Source organism: Chitinimonas sp. BJYL2, from assembly GCF_027257935.1.
GTDB lineage: Bacteria > Pseudomonadota > Gammaproteobacteria > Burkholderiales > Chitinimonadaceae > Chitinimonas.
The window spans coordinates 352574-371773 of sequence record NZ_JANZKW010000002.1; the positions used below are offsets into that span (position 1 = coordinate 352574).

Genomic DNA, 19200 nt, shown 5'->3' on the forward strand with positions numbered 1-19200 from the left:
CATCTCGTTCTTGGTTTGGTCTGCGTTTTATGTACTGCTTTTGTTCATTTTATATTCGCAGACCTGTGCAGGCGATGGCGACAATCAGGACAAACGGACAGTCTGCTCGATACTGCCGAAAATCGACTGGCCCTTGGCGTCCCACATATCGATCTTCACCGTATCGCCGGCCTTAAGGAACGGCGTGGTGGGGGCGCCGTCATCAATGGTTTCGATCATGCGGACTTCGGCCAGGCAGCAGGAACCCCGCGAGCGATCCTTGTTCGAGATCGTGCCCGAACCGACGATGGAGCCGGCACCGAGCTTGCGCGTACGCGCCAGATGGGCGATCAGATCAGCGTGGCTAAAGGTCATCTCTTCGCCGGCGTTGGGCTCGCCCAGCCAGATGTCGTTGATCCATGTCCGCAAGGGCAAGTGCAAGCGGTTGTCGTGCCAGTGGCCCTCCAGCTCATCGGGGGTGACCGCCACGGGCGAAAAGGCGCTGGCAGGCTTGGAGAGCACAAAGCCAAAGCCCTTGGCCAGCTCGTTCGGGATCAGGTTGCGCAGGCTCACATCGTTGACCAGCATGACGAGCCGGATATGGCTGGCCGCCTGAACCGGGGTAACGCCGATCGGCACATCATCGGTAATCACAGCCACCTCGGCTTCCAGATCCGTGCCCCAAGCTTCATCACGAATCGTGATCGGATCGCGCGCGCCCAGCATGTCGTCCGAGCCGCCCTGGTACATCAGCGGGTCGGTGTAGAACGACGGCGGCATCTCGGCACCACGTGCCTTGCGCACAAGTTCAACATGGTTCAAATACGCCGAGCCATCGACCCATTGATAAGCACGAGGCAAGGGTGCGGCGCAGTCAGCCGGATCAAATGGCTGGGCATCCGCCAAGGTGCCGGCGTTGAGCGCATCGCTGACGTCGCGCAGGTGGATGACGACGTTGGCCCAGTCGTCGAGCGCGGCTTGCATGGTCGCGGCGATTTGCGGCACGGCTATGCAGCGGCTCAGATCGCGGCTGACGACGACAAGGCGACCATCGCGGCCGTGTTTGAGTGAGGCGAGTTTCATGCCTTTTCCTTTTGCTTGTTCTTGCGGCTCACCGCACGAAATTCCAAATCATCGGGTGTTAAGCCCCTCTCCCACTGGGAGAAGGAACTTGCATCGCTTTGAATTCAGGTCGCTGTTTACCGTTTCGCGGCGTGATAAGCGCCCGTCCCGCGATGCAGCACCTCATCCGTTTCCAGCAAATCCCCCGGCTGCATTTCCGGCTGTGACTGAATCCGCGCGTACACCGGGGCAAAGTCAATCCGGTCCAGTTCCAGCAACTCGTCCAGATCGTCGAGCACGAAATACACTTCCTGGAAATCGTCGATTCGGTAGTTGGTGCGCATCACCCGTTCCAGCTCGAAGCGGATGCGGTTGGGCGAGGCATCGTCGGTGCAGAAGATGCTTTCGGTATAGGACGAGGCAATCCCAGCGCCATACAGGCGCAAACCATTGGCTTGTCGTACCAGACCAAACTCCACCGTGTACCAGTAAACCCGTGCGAGCTGCTTTAGCATGCCCAGCTGCTGCGCGCGCAAGCCCCCCTTGCCATAAGCCTGAATATAGTCGGCAAACACCGGGTTCATGAGCATGGGCACATGGCCGAACACATCATGGAACACGTCGGGCTCTTCGATGTAATCCAGCTCGAAGGGCTTGCGGATGAAGTTGCCCGCCGGGAAGCGGCGATTGGCCAGATGGTCGAAAAACACATCGTCGGGCACCAGGCCCGGCACGGCGACCACCTGCCAGCCCGTCTTGGCCATTAGCACCTGGCTGAGTTTGCGGAAGTCCGGAATCTCCTCCGGTCCCATGGGCAGATTGCGCATACCCTCCACAAAGGCATCGCAGGCACGGTTCTCCAGCAGCTTGATCTGGCGCTCGTACAGCGTCTTCCAGACGGCGTGTTCCTCTGCCGTGTAGTTGGCCCAGCCCTGGTCGATGGTCCAATCGGGACTGGGCGGTGCCATATCGCCCGCGGCCAAGCCATGCTTGATCTTCTCGGTCGCCGGCGCGTCGGTGGTGTAGGTGTTCATAGCCGGCTCAGTGATTGAACTCACGTTCATGCAAGAAGGCGGCATGCTTGGGCGCGCGCTTGGTCTTGGACCACTCCTCGAGCATGTCCCACTTCACGGCATCCAGCTTCTTGAGCATGACCTCTTCTTCGGGGTCCGGACAGGCCAGTTCAAGACGGTGGCCGTTCGGGTCGAAGAAGTAGATCGAATGGAAGGCTCCGTGGTCGGTCACACCGAGAACATCCACGCCATTGGCTTCGAGGTGTGCCCTGAATTCCAGCAACTCAGCGCGATCCTTCACCTTGAAGGCAATGTGCTGTACCCAGGCCGGCGTATTCGGGTCGCGACCCATTTCGGGCTGGGTCGGCAGCTCAAAGAACGCCAGCACATTACCGTTACCGGCATCCATGAAGATATGCATGTACGGGTCCGGTGCCTTGGTCGATGGCACGAAGTCTTCGGCAATCGCCAGCACGAAATCCATCTTCAGCATCTTCTGATACCAAAGCACGGTTTCCTTGGCGTCCTTGCAGCGGTAGGCGACGTGGTGAATGCGGTCAATCTTCATATCAAGCCTCGGCTTTCAGTACACCCCGGCGAATCTGGTCGCGTTCGAGCGACTCGAACAGCGCTTTGAAATTGCCTTCGCCAAAACCATCGTCGCCCTTGCGCTGGATGAATTCAAAGAACACCGGGCCCAGCACGGTTTCCGAGAAAATCTGCAGCAGCAGGCGCTTGTTGCCATCGGCAGTGCTGCCATCGAGCAGGATGCCGCGCGCTTGCAGCGCCGATACATTCTCGCCGTGGCCGGGCAGACGCTCTTCGAGCATTTCATAGTAGGTGTCGCGCGGCGCGGTCATCAGTGGAATGCCGGCGGCGCGGAGTTTGTCGATGCTGCCGATCAGATCATCGGTGAACAGGGCGATATGCTGGATGCCCTCACCGTTGAACTTCATCAGGAATTCTTCGATCTGGCCCGAACCCTTGGACGATTCCTCGTTCAGCGGAATGCGGATCTGGCCATCAGGCGCGGTCATGGCCTTGGAAGTAAGACCGGTGTATTCGCCCTTGATATCGAAATAGCGAATCTCGCGGAAGTTGAACAGGCGCTCGTAATAATCGGCCCAGAACTTCATACGGCCGCGGTAGACGTTATGGGTCAGGTGATCCACGACCTTGAAGCCGTGGCCGACCGGGTGACGGTCTACGCCCTCGATGAATTCGAAGTCGATGTCATAGATGGACTTGCCGTCTTCGAAACGGTCGATCAGATACAGCGGCGCACCGCCAATACCCTTGATGGCCGGCAGCTTCAGCTCCATCGGGCCTGTGGGGATGTCGATCGGTTGCGCGCCCAGTTCCAGCGCTTTGCTGTAAGCCTTGTGCGAATCCTTCACGCGGAAAGCCAGGCCACAGGCCGATGCACCGTGCTCGGCAGCAAAATAGCCGGCCACGCTCTTGGGCTCACGGTTCACAATGAAGTTGATATCCCCCTGGCGATACAACACCACATCCTTTGAACGATGGCGCGCTACAAGTGTGAAGCCCATCTTCTCGAACAGCGGTTCCAGCACATTGGGCACGGGCGAGGCGAACTCAACGAATTCAAAGCCCATCAGACCCATCGGGTTATCAAACAAATCGGCCATGCTGAAGTCCTTTTCCTGGTTCTTTCGCGGCTAGCGCGGCGTGCGCTCGGGTTGGCGAAAGGATACGAATTCGGCCACGCAATGTGCTTTCAAAATCCACCCACCACAGATCGATTATTGGCACAATCTGCCAATAATTCTCCGATTTAGGGTCAACCATGATCGAGCTGGACAAGACTGATCTCAAAATCCTCGCCATCCTGCAAAAAGACGGGCATTTGACGAACCAGGAACTAGCCGAAACCATCAACCTCTCGCCCTCGCCCACCTTGCGGCGGCTAAAGCGGCTGGAACAGGAAGGCGTGATCGCGCGCTACGTGGCGCTGCTGGAGCCGGCCAAGATTGGCTTGGGGCTGGAAGCGTTTGTGCGGGTGATGCTGGACAAGCGCGAGCGCCATTTCGAAACGTTTGCCAGCGCCGTGCAGGATTGGCCCGAGGTGGTGTCGTGCCACGCCATGGCGGGCGAGATGGACTATCTGCTGCGGGTGGTATTTGAAGACCTGGCCCACTTCTCGCGCTTTGTAATGGACACGCTGCTCAAACATCCGGGCGTGATTGATGTGAAATCGAGCTTTGTCCTTCAGGCCATCAAGCAAACGACGGCGCTGCCGCTTGATCATCTGAATCCGTAGGGTGCAAAAGCTGCGCGCATTGCACCGGTTTCATGGGGTTCAAAGGTGCAATGCGGCCTTGGGCCTTGTTGCACCCTACGTTCAGGCGACTTGGTCCGACTCTTGCCGGCTTGCCAGCAAACGGCCGGCAGGCTTGCTTTGCTGGCAATGGCTGGCCGCGTAGGTTTCGCTACCCAGCTTGAACAAGCTGCTTGCCGGTAGCCACGGGAAATCCTGCAGCTCACCGTCGGGCTGCATGCCCAGCTTTTCCAGTACGCGCTGCGATGCCAGATGATCGGGGCGTACCAGTCCATGTACCGCCTCTGCACCCAGTACATCAAATGCCACTTGCAGCGCAGCCTCGCCCAGCTCGGTGGCCAGCCCTTTGCCCCAGGCATCCACAGCAAAGCGGAAGCCCAGATTCAGCCGCTGGGTATCGCCATAGGCGCGCCAGCTCAGTCCACCAAAACCGATCACACGGTCCGGATTGGCCTTGTCGGCAATCGCCCACAGACCAAAACCATGCTGCACCCAGTGCATTTGCCAGCGCCACAACAGATCGGCCGCCGCGGCCTCGTCGCGCAAGGGGCCGACCGGGTTGTGGCGGCAGGTTGCCGGGTCGCCAAAGATTGCCCACACGGCGGCCATATCGGCAACAACGGGTTCACGCAGGATCAAGCGTTCGGTCGTCAGCGGAGAGATGGCACAGGGGCGAGGCATGGCATGGGTCCGGCAGACAGGATGGTGCATATTGTCTGGCAGCCCCTGTCATTCAGGAATACGATTCCTGCTTATAGTTGTTATAAGCAAAGCAAATGTCTCTACTAATCAGCGATCTTGAGCTATTGCGCGATGTGGCTGAGCTGGGCAGCTTTAGCCGCGCTGCCGCGGCGCGCGGCTGGTCGCAGCCTCAAGTCAGCCAGCGCGTGGCGCTGCTCGAAACCACGCTGGGCGTGCCGCTGTTTCAGCGTCATCGACGCGGTGCCGTTGCCACACCAGCCTGCCTGACCTACCTGGACGCCGTTCGCCGCGCACTCAGCGAACTGGACGCCGGCAAGCTCGCCATCCAGGGTAGCGCCGCGCTGCCCGAAGCGCGCGTCGGCTGCCCGCCCTCGCTCGCACCGCTGGTGTTTGCACCGCTGATTGCCGTATTGGCTGATGCACCGCTGGAACTCTATTGCCACACCGATCACTCGCCTGAGCTGATGGAGCGCGTACTCAGTGGCCGGCTCAAGCTGGCCTTCGTGTTCAACCGCCCTACCATTACCGGCATCCATCTGGAGGTGCTGGCCAGCAGCCCGATTGTGGCGCTGGCCGCGCCCACGCACCCACTGGCTACTCGTTCGCAACTACGACTAGCCGATGTGGCCAATGAGCGGGTCTCGCCGCAATGGTGGGGGCACGATGCCGACGCACTCGTGCGCCTGCTGCGGCAGCATCGCCGCGCCGATCTGCCCTTGCACATCAACCAGCCCGCCACCACCGCTTGCGATCTGGCGCGCAGCCATGGATTTATCGTTTTCATGCCACGCATAGCGGCGCTGGATGAGCTGGATCGAGGCGAGCTGGCGCCACTTCCGATCTGCGACCTGCCCGACTGGCGCTGGGAGGTGATGATGGCCTACCGCGCTGGAAAGCGGCCTGATGCCACGCGGGAACTACTGCTCGCCAGCGCACGGGAAATCGGTGCGCGGTGGCGGGCTCGCCTGTCCCCGGGCTGACTGCAGCCAAGCCCCAGCTGCCGAAGACGCAACGCCCGCTGGCATAAGCCCCACAGAGTCGGCCTGTACCGACCCGGCAGCTTTGACGCTAGCACCCCCATTCCCGCATCATTACGCGATTTTTCCGATTTCAGGGTGCGCCGCTTCCCCGCATTGACCGGCCCATCCACCAGCAAAAAACAGCAAGGAATCCCCCGTGGAACGCGAATTCATGGAATACGATGTGGTGATCGTTGGCGCAGGCCCTTCCGGCCTGTCTGCGGCGATCCGCCTCAAGCAACTGGCGGCCGAAAAAGGCAGCGAACTCAGCGTTTGCGTGCTTGAAAAAGGCTCCGAAGTCGGCGCGCATATCCTCTCGGGTGCCGTGATCGACCCGATCGCCATGAACGAGCTGTTCCCCGACTGGAAAGAGCGCGGCGCCCCCCTCAATGTGCCCGTCACTGAAGACCGCTTCCTGATTCTGGAAGAAGACGAGTCCTACCGGATTCCGAACTTCCTGCTGCCGCCGCTGATGAATAACCACGGCAACTACATCGTCAGCTTGGGCAATGTCTGCCGCTGGCTGGCGCAGCAGGCCGAAGACTTGGGCGTGGAAATCTACCCCGGCTTTGCCGCCGCTGAGGTGCTCTACCACGACGACGGGTCGGTCAAGGGCGTGGCCACCGGCGATATGGGCGTAGCCAAGGATGGCACCCACAAGCCCGAATACGCGCGCGGCATGGAGCTGCATGCCAAATACACGCTGATCGCCGAAGGCGTGCGCGGCTCGCTGGCCAAGGAAATCCAGGGCAAGTTCGATCTGCGCGATGGCGTCGATCCGCAGAAGTTCGGCATCGGCATCAAGGAACTCTGGCAGGTAGACCCGGCCCAGCATCAGCCAGGCCTCGTTGTCCACTCCCAAGGCTGGCCGCTGGGTGGCAACGCCGGCGGCGGCGCTTTCTTGTATCACCTCGATGACAATCAGGTGGCCATCGGCTTCGTGGTTCACCTGAACTATGAAAACCCGCACCTGAGCCCGTTTGAAGAATTCCAGCGCTTCAAGACCCACCCGGCCATCCGCGGCTTTTTCGAAGGCGGCAAGCGCATTGCCTACGGCGCGCGCGCCATCAACGAAGGCGGCCTGCAGTCGATTCCCAAGCTGACCTTCCCCGGTGGCGCACTGATCGGCTGTTCGGCCGGCTTTGTGAACGTGCCTCGTATCAAGGGCAGCCACAACGCCATGAAGAGCGGCATGCTGGCCGCCGAAGCCGCATTCGAGGCCTTGTCCGCTGGCCGTGCCGGCCATGACGAACTGACCGCCTACAGCGACAAGCTGCGCACTTCATGGGTGTGGGAAGACCTCGACAAGGTTCGCAATATCAAACCCGCCGTCACCCGCTTCGGTCTGTGGGCCGGTTCGATTTATGGCGGCTTCGACATGTGGTGCCACTCGCTGGGCATACGCCTGCCGTGGACTTTCAAGCACGGCAAGGCCGACCACGAAGCCTTGCTGCCCGCTGCTGACTGCACGCCGATCAACTATCCCAAGCCCGACGGCAAGATCAGCTTCGACAAACTGAGTTCGGTGTTCATCTCCAACACCAACCACGAGGAAGACCAGCCGAGCCACCTCACGCTCAAGAACATCAGCGTGCCGGTTGCGGTGAACTGGAACATCTACAACGGCCCCGAGCAGCGCTTTTGCCCAGCCGGCGTATATGAATATGTGGGGATCGAAGAAGGCCAGCCGCGCTTGCAGATCAACGCGCAGAACTGCGTGCACTGCAAGACCTGCGATATCAAGGACCCCAGCCAGAACATCAACTGGGTGGTGCCTGAGGGTGGTGGCGGCCCGAACTATCCGAATATGTAAGGCAGTGCTTCAACAACAAAACGGCGACCATGAGGTCGCCGTTTGTTTTGGGGAAGTCCGCTTGCGCGCGGGATGGGCAATATCTCCCTACCCGCCCCCAACGAGTGCCGGATCGTCAGGCTTCAAAGGGATACTTCACCCCTACCCGCTCACGAATGGCATCCATCCAGCGCAACATCGCTAGCGTCTCCGCGTGGGACATGATCGGGCTCTCAATCAACCCGGCACGGATGCAGCGCATGGCCTCGCGGATTTCATATTCAAAACCATTGATCTCAAACGGAGCCTCAACCTGCTCGGCTCCGCACCCGGCCACATGCAAGCTGGCGCGCGTGCCCTGCCAGAACATCTCGGGCACCACGATATAGCCACCATCTCCGATCAAACGCAGGCTATTGTCGCCAATTGCATCAAACGCACACACAAACTGGGCGTGGCAGCCATCGGCAAAGCGCAGTTGAGCGCTGATGCGCTCATCCACACCGGTCTTGGCCAGCACACCATCGACATGCATATCCACCAGCGCGGGCATGTCGCTTTGCTGCGCGAGCGCCCAGCGGATGGCGGTGAGGTTGTAGATGCCGATATCCAGCAAGGCCCCGCCCGCCAACGCCGGGCTAAAGACGCGGCTCTCCGGTCCGGCATTGGCAGCAAAGCAGAAGCTGGACTGGATGCTGCGCAAGCGGCCAATCGCGCCGCTGGCCAGCCACCGGCCCATCTGCTGGTAGATGGGCAGGAAGCGTGTCCACACCGCTTCCATCAGAAACACCCCGCGCGCCTGTGCCAGCGCCAGCAGGGGCTCGGCAATCGCAGCACTGGGTACCAGCGGCTTCTCGCAAAGCACGGGCTTGCCCGCGATCAGGCAGGCCTGGATCGCCTCGCCATGTGCCGAGTGCGGAGTGGCGATATACACGGCATCGATGCCGTCATCGCCCAGTGCCTGAGCCAGATCGGTGTAGACCTTGATGGGTGCAGCGTCCGGGGCTTGCCATGCGCTGGCAAACCCGGCGCCGCGTGCGCCATCCCGTGCAATCACGGCAACAAGGCTGGCATCCGGTAAGGCGTTGACGGCCTCGGCAAAGCGCCGGGCGATCTTGCCGGGGCCGATGATCGCCCAGCGCATCGGCATCATGGCTGCCAGCGCGTGGTGATGACGCAATGATCCGAGTACAGATCACGCACCTTGGCATGGTCGGTCAGCGCAGCGCCGGTTTGCGGGTCGCGATATGGCACGGCTTCCACCGAACCTGCTACCCACCCGCGCTCTGCACCACCACCGAGCACAATGTGGTCGATGCTGTTGCCGGGATAGCGCGGGTTGTAGCAACCAGCCGGGTGCTTGAACGCCGCGGTTGGCGCAATAATGGGTGCCTGGCTCAGATTGCCCTCGCCGTTTTCAATCCAGCGCGTCAAGGTATCGGCATCGCCGGCACGCTCGCTAGCCAGCTCACGGTTGAAGTCGCCCAGAATCACGTAACGCTCGCCGGCCTTTTCCTTGGCTGCGATCCAGCGGCTCAGGATCGGTGCCTGCTTCACCAGCATGCGGCAGTGATCGGTTGGGGCATTGAGACTACCTGCGGCACAGCGGGACTTGAGGTGCAGGGCCAGCACCGTCAGCTTGCTGCCATCGGCCAACTCCAGCTGCGCCTCCAGCGCACCGCGCTGATCCCGATCAAGCGGTTCGCCAATCTGGCTGAACGGTTTGAATACGGGTGTCGTGCCGGGCTTGAGCACACTTTTGCGCACGGCAATCCCGACCTTCTGCCAGCCGCCGCCAGGAAAGGCGCCCATCACATAGGAGCCAGGTGCAATCACGTCGGTACCGATCGACAACTCGCCCTTGCCATCCATGATGCGCTGAATGGCATCCAGCCCTTCCACTTCCTGGAAGGCCAAGATGTCGGCATCCACCAGCTTGGCGTGACGCGCCAGTCGCTGATAGTCCGTCGCCCGACGGAACGGGCCGCCATTTCGGCACACGGCGGTGGGTCGATCATCAAAGTTGCGGAAGGAGCGCGCCTCCTCCTCACAGCGTTGCGCCATGGGCTCGTCGAGTGGCGCATTGGCCAGCCAGGCAATATTCCAGGTCGCCAACTTCAGGCCCGTTGCTGCGGCCGGTGCGTCCCAGCCGCTAGGCGGATTCAATCGGGCAGCACGTGCGGCCAGATTGGCCGGCATGGCCCGATCCCAGGAGCCGTACATGGGGTTGGGCAGCATGAACCAGCGCTTACCAAACAGGGACAAAGCCGCCTTGGCTTCGGCGCTGGGTTTGCCGGCACGTAGCGCATCGGCCTCGGCCGCCGGCAGGAAGTCGCGCAGATCGTCGCCAAGCAGCATGACAATGCGCTTGCCTTGCGCTGCCAGCAGGCTGCGCCGGCCTGTTTTGTCGCTCACCCAGCCGGGCTGCTCGTTCTTCAGCAGCAGGAACTCTGGTGTCACATCCGGAAACCCGAGTTCGCGCAGATTGCGGATGGTGTGGGACTCTGCGGGACACGCCTCACCGTCTTTGGCGACACATTCACGATTGGTAACGTAGTAAACCTGCACATCCAAGGCGCGGGCCTTGCGCACAAAGTCCAACGCTCCTGGCAGTGGCTTGGCCTCACCCTTGGCAACCCAGTCCTGCCAGGCGGCCTCGCTGTAATCGCGATTCTCCCGCATGAGCCAGGCATTGAACGCCGAGTTATTGAGCACGGTTTCGTCGATATCGAGCACCACCGCATTGGCCGTCGTCTTCACGCCCTTGGGTGTGGCCTCCCGGGACAGGGTGGCAATCCCGGGTTTGCGCACGGCACTGGGCAACTGGTCGATCGCCGCTTGGTAGACCGTTTGCGCATTCAGCTGCGCCTCTTCCGACAGGTGATACCACCACACAGCATTCAGTTTGGCGAGATTGGCGCCCGTAGGTTCGGCCGCGAGCGCCGGGGTGCTCCAAGCGCTTAATAGCGCCGCCAGAAACAGGGATAACTTCGGCATGAGAAATTCCTTGCAAAGGGACGCGGGGGATCGCCCCGACGCCGCCATGTTAGTGCTGAGCTATTCAGTGACAAAACCAAAGCAAAAGGCCCCGTTACCGGGGCCCTCGGCCTGGAACATCCAGCATCAATAAGCCGTGGAGATGGCACCCGCCTTACCGACCGCCACAAAACGTGCGCCGCCGACAACCAGGTCACCCAACTGAGCTGCGTTGCCGGTGCTAGCCGGCATCCACTTGCCATCCGTACCGCGAATCACCACCGTGCCATTGGCACCGACGGCCAGCAGTTGCGAGTAGCCACTGAGCGCATAGAGATCTTGGGTGGTGTTGGATACATCTGCAGTCCAAGTCACCAGATCAGTACTACGCAGAATGGTGCCCTTCTTGCCTACGACAAAGTAGTTCACCACTGCTGTCTCGGCACCCGTGGTGGCATCCTTCTGCGTCACCGTCGCCTGATAGATGCCGTGCAGATCTTCGGTGGTGCCACTGTTGCGCTGGGTCCAGACGCGCGTAGCTTGCGCGGTTGTCGAGGTAGGCACCGGGCTGGTCAGAATAGTGCCGCCGTCACCCACCACAATGAAACCAATGGTCGAATTGAAGTAACCACGATTCAGATTGCGGGTGGTGCCGGTGTTCTCGACCACCCAAGCGCTCAGATCAGGGATCGCGGAAACGAGCGTCCCGTTCTCGCCAACTGCAAAATAGACCAGCGCACCCGCAGCGGACACCAGATGGCGGATACGCGGACGGGGTTGCGTGGTGAAACCTGCATCCCACGTCGCCGTCTTGGCCGTCCATGTAGCCGCATCCGAACTGGTCAGCACCTTGCCATCACTGGCCAGCGCCAGGAACTGCACGTTATCAAAGAACAATCCGACCAGATCAGCGCTCACACCCGTCGTGCGGGCGGTCCAGTTGCTGCCGTCCGTGCTGGTATAGGCCGCACCACCATTACCCACGCTCAGGAAGGTGCTGGTATAGGGATTGAACTGCACGGCATTGAAATCTGCCGTACCTACCGTCGAGTTCGTCCAGCTATTGCCGGCAGTGCGCGGGATCGCCGAAATTGAGGTGGCGGCGGGCCCGGCACCACTGCCCGAACGGGTCGCATTGATCGTAAAGGCGTAAGTCTTGCCATTGGTCAGACCCGACACCACCAGCGGCGAGCGGACCGGCCACAACACGCGCGCCTCAGGGAAGGTGGCGTAGGTATCCGGTGTCACGGTCGTCGCGGCAGCGCCAAATACCCAGTAAGTCAGTGCAGGATCATCGGTCCAGGTAATGGTGACCTGGCCATCGCCCGGCGTCACCGTGAAATTCTGTGGTGCCTGCTCAGGCTTGTCCTTGGTACCGCTGCTATTACAAGCGGCCAATACCAGGAACGGAATCAGCAGCGCCAGACGCCACCAGCGCGAAATCAGATTGTGAACCACTGCGTAAATCCTTTCGGAAATGAACGGCCCCGATTGAGCCTGCGCCCCATGTTGCGAGCGCGTTGCTGCATGGATGCCGGACAGATACAAATCCGCCCGCCACGGCAAAGAACGTAATGGTATCGGATACAAGCCCGATACAGAGAGTTCCCGTGCAGATTTCTGGCCGTTGCGCGGTCGAGACGAAGTGTCGGCTTTGCGCCATCGGTTTACCCGAAGGCGCCTGAACGGGTTTTCCTGCTCGGCCAGATGGCCCGAGGGGCCTATAATCCCAGCCCAACGACCAAGCCATGAGTTGGAGCGAGAGATGGATGAAGAACTGCGCAAAAGCGCATTGGAGTACCACCAGTTTCCCAAGCCCGGCAAGATTCAGGTGTCCCCCACCAAGCCGTTGGCCAGCCAGCGCGACTTGGCGTTGGCTTACTCGCCGGGTGTAGCCGCCGCGTGCGACGCCATTGTTGAAGACCCCCTCAACGCCTACAAATACACCGCCCGCGGCAATCTGGTTGCCGTGATCTCCAACGGCACCGCCGTGCTGGGCCTCGGCAATATCGGCGCACTGGCCGGTAAGCCGGTGATGGAAGGCAAAGGCGTGCTGTTCAAGAAGTTCGCCGGTATCGATGTATTCGATATCGAGGTGAACGAGAACGACCCCGACAAGCTCGTCGATATCATCTGCGCACTCGAACCCACGTTCGGCGGCGTCAACCTCGAAGACATCAAGGCACCCGAGTGCTTCTATGTGGAGCAGAAGTGCCGCGAGCGCATGGGCATTCCTGTGTTCCATGACGACCAGCACGGTACCGCCATCATCACCGCCGCCGCCGTCCTCAACGGCCTGCGCATCGTCGACAAGGACATTGCCCGCGTTCGCTTGGTGGTATCCGGCGCAGGCGCAGCCGCCATTGCCTGCCTGAACCTGCTCGTTCAATTGGGCATGAAGCCCGAGAACATCATCGCCTGCGACTCCAAAGGCGTGGTCCACACCGACCGCGAAGACTGGGACAAGCTCGACGAATCCAAGAAGCGTTATGCGCAGAAGACCGACTTCCGCACGCTCAAGGATGCGATGGTCGGCGCCGACATTTTCCTCGGCCTCTCCGGCCCCAAGCTGGTGTCGCAAGACATGGTCAAGTCCATGGCCGGCCACCCGCTGATCCTGGCCCTGGCCAACCCGGAACCGGAAATCCTCCCGCCGCTAGCCAAGGAGGCGCGTCCCGACGCCATTATCTGTACCGGCCGTTCGGACTTCCCGAATCAGGTCAACAATGTGCTGTGCTTCCCGTTTATCTTCCGTGGCGCGCTCGACGTAGGCGCCACCACGATCAACGATGCAATGAAGCTCGCTTGCGTGCGTGCAATCGCCGACCTGGCCATGGCCGAGCAAAGCGATGTGGTGGCCGATGCCTACATGGGCCAGTCGCTGACCTTCGGCCCCGACTACATCATTCCCAAGCCGTTCGACCCGCGCCTGATCGTGAAGATCGCGCCGGCCGTGGCGCAAGCGGCCATGGATTCGGGTGTGGCCACACGGCCGATTACCGATATGGCGGCATACCACGAGTCGCTGCTGCAGTTCGTGTACAAGTCCAACCTGTTCATGAAGCCCGTGTTCCTGGCCGCCAAAAAAGCCAAGAAGCGTGTCGTGTTTGCCGAGGGCGAAGACCAGCGCGTGCTGCATGCCGTGCAGGAAATCGTCGATCAAGGCCTGGCCCAGCCGATCCTGATCGGCCGCCCGGCCGTGGTGGACATGCGCATCGAGAAGAGCGGCCTGCGCATTCGCCCCGGCGTGGACTTTGAACTCGTCAACAACGAGAACGACCCGCGCTACCGCGAATACTGGACCGAGTACTACGAGCTGATGAAGCGCCGTGGCGTGAGCCAGGAATTCGCCAAGCGCGAAGTGCGCCGCAAGACGACCCTGATCGGCGCGCTGATGATGCGCCGTGGCGAGGCCGACGCGATGATCTGCGGCACCTATGGCCACTATCAGGATCACCTCGACTTCGTGTGCCAGACCATCGGCCGCAAGAGCGACACGCACACCTACGCCGCCATGAACGCGCTGATCCTGCCGCGTGGCAACGTGTTTATCGCCGATACCTATGTGAACCCGGACCCGACGGCCGAGCAGATTGCCGAGATCACGCTGATGGCCGCCAAAGCCGTGCGCAATTTCGGTATCGTGCCCAAGGTCGCCCTGCTCTCGCATTCGAGCTTCGGCTCGGTGGATTCGCCCACTTCGCTGAAAATGCGTGAAGCGCTGGCACTGATCCAGAGCATGGCACCCGATCTGGAAGTGGATGGCGAAATGCACGGTGATGCCGCGCTGTCGGGCAGCATCCGCGAGATGGTGATGCCGGATTCCACGCTCAAGGGCGAGGCTAATGTGCTGGTGATGCCGACGCTGGACGCGGCCAATATCGCGTTCAACCTGCTCAAGGTCAGCGCGGCAGATGGTGTCACCATCGGCCCGATCCTCCTCGGCGTAGACAAACCCGTGCATATCCTGACGCCGACTGCATCCGTACGCCGCATCGTCAACATGACAGCGCTGGCAGCCGTGGAGGCAGCACAGCTGGGTTAAGCATGCCGGCATTGCTGGCTTGATTAGCGGCACCCAGTAAAAACGCCCCGTGATTTACGGGGCGTTTTTACTGGCGCTCTGCCATCATGGTGAACGAGGAGGAACACCCATGAGCGACCAGCAGAACAACCCCTTCAATCTGTTCACCCAGTTTTTCAAGCCCATGGAAGGCATGCAAGCCTTCATGCCGCCGATGAGCGAAGAAGAGTGCGCACGCAAGATCAGCGAACTGAAAACGGTTGAGCAGTGGCTCACCCTGCAAGTGGGCATGGTCCAGATGAGCATCAAGACACTCGAACTACAGCAAGCCAGCCTCGCGGCACTCAAACCCCGCGACAAACCCGCCACCGAGTAAGCCTTTGCGGGGGCCGCTAGGGCCTGCCAACAGACTCAGTGGATCTCGTCTGCACTCACACCCGAGCGCCGTGCCAGACGCCAGCAAGCTGCGCCGATGAGGGTGGCGCAAAAAGCCCCGGTCGCCAGACCGGCAGCCTGTGGCGCCAGCCAAGGCGACACCACCCCCGCGACCAACGCACTGATCGTCAGCTGGATGAACGACTGCAGGGATGAGGCCGTACCGCGCTCATGCGGATAAAGATCCAGCAGCAGCAGGGTCAGCGTAGGAAATGCCAGAGAGATACCGGCGCCGTTGATCATGACGGGTATTACCGCCCAGGGCCAGCTAAGCTGCGGCGCCCAAAGGCAGTACGCAATATTGACCATACCCGCCAGCAACATGACCCGGTATGCCAACCTGACATTGCTGCCGGGGGTATGGCGGCCGGCGCGGCGACCAGACAGATAGGCGCCCGTCATCATGCCCATGATGGCGGGTACAAAGAAGTAGCCAAAATCAGTGGGGCCCATCTGCATGTGCGTGAGCACAAAGGCCGGCGCAGACGCAATGTAGATGAACAAGGCAGAGAAATTGAAAGAGCCGGACAAGCACAGCCACATGAACTGCGGGTTACGGAGCATGTCCAGATAACGGCCGAACAAAGGCCCTGGCTTGAGTGGCGAGCGCTCAGATGGCGGGTGGGTCTCTGGGAGCCAACGCCAGCACACGGCCAGCAGCGCGATACCGAACAGGGTCAGGAACCAGAAGATGGCTTCCCAGCCCAGCCGAGTTCCGATCAGGCCGCCGATGATGGGGGCAATGGCTGGCGCCACGCCGAAAACCATGGTGATGCGGGACATCACACGTTGCGCAGTCGCCCCATGGAAACAATCGCGGATGATGGCGCGACCGACGATGAGCCCGGAGCCCGCCGAGAAACCCTGCAAGGCGCGAAATACCAGCAACTGGCCCAGCGATGTTGATAGCGCGCAACCGATCGAGGCGATCACGAAGACCACAATGCCGGTCAGGATGACGACGCGGCGGCCCAGCGCATCCGACATCGGGCCATGCAGCAATGCCATCAAGGCATAGGCTAACAGATACACGCTGATGGTCTGCTGCATCTGCACAGCATCAATACCTAGCGCCCGCTCCATCTCCGGGAACACGGGGAAAATCGTATCGATGGAAAAGGGGCCGAACATGGCCAGTCCAGCCAGCAGCAGGACCAGAACGCCACGGGAGGTTTCGGGGGGATTGCCAGAGGACATGCACAACTACCTGTCAGCGATCAGCCAGCAAGTGTACCGATCCGTCATGGAACTGACCCGGCACAGTTGGCAGGGTTCCGGCGGACGGCATGACAATGTCTACGCAGGCGCCGCTTCAGGTGCGCAGCCATTGAACGCTGCCGCGTCAGCCCAAAGCCACGCCATGCAACTATGTGACTCGTTCGTGGTTGAAGCGGCTCCTGTGCGGTGCGTTACCCTGCCTGCGGCGGGGGACTACGGGAGCAGAATCGTCGAACCCACCGTCTTGCGTGTCGCCAGATCAGTGTGTGCCTGGGCCACCTCAGCCAAGGGATAGCGCTGGGCAATGCTGATACGCACCTTGCCGGCGAGCACGACGTCAAACAGGGCTGACGCAGCCTGCACCAGTTCGTCGCGAGTAGCGGTGTAATGTCCCAAGGTGGGTCGGGTAAGAAACAACGAACCCTTTTGCGACAGCAGTAGCGGGGAAATTTCCGGCACCGGACCAGAGGCATTGCCGTAGGTGACCATCATGCCGCGCGTCGCCAGACAATCGAGCGAGCCGAGAAAGGTATCCTTGCCCACGCCGTCATAGACCACACGTACACCCTTGCCGCCGGTAGCGGTGCGCGTGGCCGCCACCCAATCCTCACCACGGTAGTCAATAGCCACATCCGCACCCAGAGATTTGGCGAGAGCGACCTTTTCCGGACCGCCGGCAGTTGCCACCACAAAGGCGCCCAGGGATTTGGCCCACTGCACAGCAATCTGCCCTACCCCACCTGCGGCAGCATGAATCAACACGGCGTCGCCCGGCTGGACGGCGTAGGTGCGGCGTAACAGATACTCAGCGGTCAGCCCTTGCAGCATCATGGCGGCCGCCATCTCGAAGGAAATGCCATCGGGCAATGAAACCAGCTTGTCGGCAGGCAGGTTGCGCACGCTGGCATAAGCACCCAGCGGCCCGCCGGCATAGGCGACCCGGTCACCTGGAGCCAAGCCTGCCACGTTGGCACCCACAGCCTCTACCACCCCTGCCGCCTCACTGCCCAAGCCCGAGGGCAGGCTCACGGGGTACAGACCACTGCGCTGATAGGTATCAATGAAGTTGAGGCCGACCGCGTGGTGGCGTACCCGCACTTCACCTGGTGCTGGATCGGCAACCACGACGGGCACGCGCTCCAGTACCTCCGGCCCGCCCGTGGCGGCAAAGCGGATGGCGTAATCCATGAGATGGCTCCTGATGGTTGGATAAACGGACCTGATCAACGAAAAAGGCCCGTGAACCAGTCACGGGCCCATGTAGGTAATGCGCTCTCAGGTCTTGAAGTAAGCCACCGCGCCACGCAGGTCGTTGGACTGCTCGGTCATGGAATTAGCCGTGGCCGATAGTTCCTCCGCCGCAGCTGCGTTGGATTGCATGGACAAGCTGATTTGCGAAATGCCGGAATGGATCTGTTCAATGCTGCTGGTCTGATCACTGGAGGCACCGGCAATCTCCTGAACCAGCGAGGCCGTCTTGGTGATGCTGGGCACCATTACATCGAACAGCTCACCCGCCTGATTCGCGAGCTTGACGCTTTCCTCCGCCAGGTCGCCGATCTCGCGTGCCGCATTCTGGCTGCGCTCCGCCAGCTTGCGGACTTCCTGTGCCACCACGGCAAAGCCTTTGCCATGCGCACCGGCACGGGCGGCCTCAATGGCAGCATTAAGAGCGAGCATATTGGTCTGGTAGGCGATTTCGTCCACCACGCCGATTTTCTCGGCGATCTGGTTCATGGCCTGTACGGTCTTGCGCACCGCATCGCCGCCAGCCTCAGCCTGCTCGACGTTCTGCATGGCGATATTGTCGGTCACACGGGCATTTTCGGTATTCTGCGCCACCGAAGCGGTGATCTGCTCCATGGAGGCGCTGGTTTCTTCCACGCTGGCTGCCTGGCTGCTGCTGGCGGCCGAGAGGGAAAGTGCCGCACCACTGATCTGGGCAGCGGCATCCGTTACCAGTTCGGTAGAGTGGCGTACCTTGCCAATCACCTCACCCAGCGTATCGCTCATCTGCCGAACCGAGGCCGCCAGCTGACCGATTTCGTCACGACTTTGCACCGACAGGCTGACCCGCAACTGCCCTTGTGAGATCGAGTTCAACGCAGCACTGACCCGCATGAGCGGGTTGATCACAATGCGACCGAGTGCCAGCGACAATGCGAGTACAAGGATCACATCCAGCACGACGATCTGACCAATGATGAACAATCGTCGATCACTGAGCTGCGCGTAAATATCGGCGTTGCTCACCACGACTTCCACTCGGCCGACGGTGCGGTTTGCGCCACTGGCGGAATAGCTGAGTTCAGCGGATTTGCGTACATCGTCTTCGCCGACACGAGGCGCACCCTGTTCAATACGGCCGCTGGCATCGCCACGCAGACTCAGGAACAGCTTTTCCTCGGTATTGACGATGATGCCGCGCACAAAGCCCCTGTTGAACTCGGAGCGCACGATGCTTTCGGCCTGGGTAGCGTCGAAGTTCCAGACCGCGACGGGCAGCGACTGGGAAAGCCGGCTCAGCATACCCTCGATATCGGCCTGACGGCGCGACATGAGTTCGGCACGGGTCTTGTCGTAGTTGTAAGCGCCGGACGCCGCCAACACGGCGGTCACGATCACCACAAAAAGCAGATTGAGCTTGAGACGGATACTGGTGAAGTCGAACACGGCAGACC

16 protein-coding genes are annotated in these 19200 nt (G+C 60.9%); 5 read left to right on the forward strand and 11 right to left on the reverse strand.

Annotation, left to right across the window (positions count from 1 at the left end; genetic code table 11):
• Window positions 1–84 precede the first annotated feature (84 nt).
• The 4 genes from O9X62_RS07215 to hppD form a co-directional block, all read right to left on the reverse strand.
• Window positions 85–1062 carry a fumarylacetoacetate hydrolase family protein gene (locus O9X62_RS07215; RefSeq protein ID WP_269532128.1) on the reverse strand — a complete coding sequence of 326 codons (978 nt, stop codon included), beginning with the start codon at window positions 1060–1062 and terminating at the stop codon, window positions 85–87.
• Between the two features lie 116 nt (window positions 1063–1178).
• Window positions 1179–2075, reverse strand: coding sequence for a phenylalanine 4-monooxygenase (gene phhA, locus O9X62_RS07220; protein WP_269532129.1), 897 nt, complete (start codon window positions 2073–2075; stop codon window positions 1179–1181).
• A 7-nt stretch (window positions 2076–2082) separates the two neighbouring features.
• Entirely contained in the window at window positions 2083–2622 is a 540-nt protein-coding gene (locus O9X62_RS07225) for a VOC family protein (protein WP_269532130.1), read from the reverse strand.
• A gap of 1 nt (window position 2623) precedes the next feature.
• Window positions 2624–3703 (reverse strand): 4-hydroxyphenylpyruvate dioxygenase, encoded by a 1080-nt coding sequence (hppD, locus tag O9X62_RS07230; RefSeq protein WP_269532131.1) that lies wholly within the window; start codon window positions 3701–3703, stop codon window positions 2624–2626.
• A gap of 158 nt (window positions 3704–3861) precedes the next feature.
• Here hppD and O9X62_RS07235 point away from each other — a divergent pair, with 158 nt between their 5' ends.
• Window positions 3862–4335 carry an Lrp/AsnC family transcriptional regulator gene (locus O9X62_RS07235; protein WP_269532132.1) on the forward strand — a complete coding sequence of 158 codons (474 nt, stop codon included), beginning with the start codon at window positions 3862–3864 and terminating at the stop codon, window positions 4333–4335.
• Between the two features lie 81 nt (window positions 4336–4416).
• Here the strand turns inward: O9X62_RS07235 and O9X62_RS07240 are convergent, their stop codons facing one another.
• The gene (locus O9X62_RS07240; RefSeq protein WP_269532133.1) at window positions 4417–5034 is read right to left on the reverse strand and encodes a GNAT family N-acetyltransferase; all 618 of its coding nucleotides are present in this window, start codon (window positions 5032–5034) and stop codon (window positions 4417–4419) included.
• Window positions 5035–5129: 95 nt separating this feature from the next.
• On the opposite strand from O9X62_RS07240, the gene O9X62_RS07245 reads away from it, so the two are divergent.
• On the forward strand, window positions 5130–6035 hold the full coding sequence (locus tag O9X62_RS07245; protein WP_269532134.1) for a LysR family transcriptional regulator: 906 nt from the start codon (window positions 5130–5132) through the stop codon (window positions 6033–6035).
• Between the two features lie 211 nt (window positions 6036–6246).
• Entirely contained in the window at window positions 6247–7887 is a 1641-nt protein-coding gene (locus O9X62_RS07250) for an electron transfer flavoprotein-ubiquinone oxidoreductase (RefSeq protein ID WP_269532649.1), read from the forward strand.
• Between the two features lie 115 nt (window positions 7888–8002).
• Here O9X62_RS07250 and O9X62_RS07255 read toward each other — a convergent pair whose 3' ends face one another.
• From O9X62_RS07255 to O9X62_RS07265, 3 genes are all read right to left on the reverse strand, one after another.
• Entirely contained in the window at window positions 8003–9019 is a 1017-nt protein-coding gene (locus O9X62_RS07255; protein WP_269532135.1) for a Gfo/Idh/MocA family protein, read from the reverse strand.
• Complete coding sequence (locus O9X62_RS07260) at window positions 9016–10863, reverse strand: HAD family acid phosphatase (RefSeq protein WP_269532136.1); 1848 nt, start codon at window positions 10861–10863, stop codon at window positions 9016–9018. Before O9X62_RS07260 ends, O9X62_RS07255 begins: the two co-directional genes overlap by 4 nt.
• A 126-nt stretch (window positions 10864–10989) precedes the next feature.
• Complete coding sequence (locus tag O9X62_RS07265) at window positions 10990–12300, reverse strand: hypothetical protein (protein ID WP_269532137.1); 1311 nt, start codon at window positions 12298–12300, stop codon at window positions 10990–10992.
• Window positions 12301–12607: 307 nt separating this feature from the next.
• Here O9X62_RS07265 and O9X62_RS07270 point away from each other — a divergent pair, with 307 nt between their 5' ends.
• Together O9X62_RS07270 and O9X62_RS07275 are read left to right on the forward strand one after the other, a co-directional pair.
• Window positions 12608–14887 carry an NADP-dependent malic enzyme gene (locus O9X62_RS07270; protein WP_269532138.1) on the forward strand — a complete coding sequence of 760 codons (2280 nt, stop codon included), beginning with the start codon at window positions 12608–12610 and terminating at the stop codon, window positions 14885–14887.
• A 109-nt stretch (window positions 14888–14996) separates the two neighbouring features.
• Complete coding sequence (locus O9X62_RS07275) at window positions 14997–15242, forward strand: PhaM family polyhydroxyalkanoate granule multifunctional regulatory protein (RefSeq protein WP_269532139.1); 246 nt, start codon at window positions 14997–14999, stop codon at window positions 15240–15242.
• A gap of 35 nt (window positions 15243–15277) precedes the next feature.
• Here O9X62_RS07275 and O9X62_RS07280 read toward each other — a convergent pair whose 3' ends face one another.
• The 3 genes from O9X62_RS07280 to O9X62_RS07290 form a co-directional block, all read right to left on the reverse strand.
• Window positions 15278–16498 (reverse strand): multidrug effflux MFS transporter, encoded by a 1221-nt coding sequence (locus O9X62_RS07280; protein WP_269532140.1) that lies wholly within the window; start codon window positions 16496–16498, stop codon window positions 15278–15280.
• A gap of 234 nt (window positions 16499–16732) precedes the next feature.
• On the reverse strand, window positions 16733–17707 hold the full coding sequence (locus O9X62_RS07285) for a quinone oxidoreductase (RefSeq protein WP_269532141.1): 975 nt from the start codon (window positions 17705–17707) through the stop codon (window positions 16733–16735).
• Between the two features lie 87 nt (window positions 17708–17794).
• The gene (locus tag O9X62_RS07290) at window positions 17795–19192 is read right to left on the reverse strand and encodes a methyl-accepting chemotaxis protein (protein ID WP_269532142.1); all 1398 of its coding nucleotides are present in this window, start codon (window positions 19190–19192) and stop codon (window positions 17795–17797) included.
• Window positions 19193–19200 lie beyond the last annotated feature (8 nt).

Coding starts and splice junctions, on each gene's coding strand:
- O9X62_RS07260 (WP_269532136.1), bottom strand. CDS start 10,863: ATGCCGAAGTTATCCCTGTTTCTGGCGGCGCTATTAAGCGCTTGGAGC.
- O9X62_RS07255 (WP_269532135.1), bottom strand. CDS start 9,019: ATGATGCCGATGCGCTGGGCGATCATCGGCCCCGGCAAGATCGCCCGG.
- phhA (WP_269532129.1), bottom strand. CDS start 2,075: ATGAACACCTACACCACCGACGCGCCGGCGACCGAGAAGATCAAGCAT.
- O9X62_RS07240 (WP_269532133.1), bottom strand. CDS start 5,034: ATGCCTCGCCCCTGTGCCATCTCTCCGCTGACGACCGAACGCTTGATC.
- O9X62_RS07275 (WP_269532139.1), top strand. CDS start 14,997: ATGAGCGACCAGCAGAACAACCCCTTCAATCTGTTCACCCAGTTTTTC.
- O9X62_RS07285 (WP_269532141.1), bottom strand. CDS start 17,707: ATGGATTACGCCATCCGCTTTGCCGCCACGGGCGGGCCGGAGGTACTG.
- O9X62_RS07225 (WP_269532130.1), bottom strand. CDS start 2,622: ATGAAGATTGACCGCATTCACCACGTCGCCTACCGCTGCAAGGACGCC.
- O9X62_RS07235 (WP_269532132.1), top strand. CDS start 3,862: ATGATCGAGCTGGACAAGACTGATCTCAAAATCCTCGCCATCCTGCAA.
- O9X62_RS07270 (WP_269532138.1), top strand. CDS start 12,608: ATGGATGAAGAACTGCGCAAAAGCGCATTGGAGTACCACCAGTTTCCC.
- O9X62_RS07250 (WP_269532649.1), top strand. CDS start 6,247: ATGGAATACGATGTGGTGATCGTTGGCGCAGGCCCTTCCGGCCTGTCT.
- O9X62_RS07280 (WP_269532140.1), bottom strand. CDS start 16,498: ATGTCCTCTGGCAATCCCCCCGAAACCTCCCGTGGCGTTCTGGTCCTG.
- O9X62_RS07215 (WP_269532128.1), bottom strand. CDS start 1,062: ATGAAACTCGCCTCACTCAAACACGGCCGCGATGGTCGCCTTGTCGTC.
- O9X62_RS07245 (WP_269532134.1), top strand. CDS start 5,130: ATGTCTCTACTAATCAGCGATCTTGAGCTATTGCGCGATGTGGCTGAG.
- hppD (WP_269532131.1), bottom strand. CDS start 3,703: ATGGCCGATTTGTTTGATAACCCGATGGGTCTGATGGGCTTTGAATTC.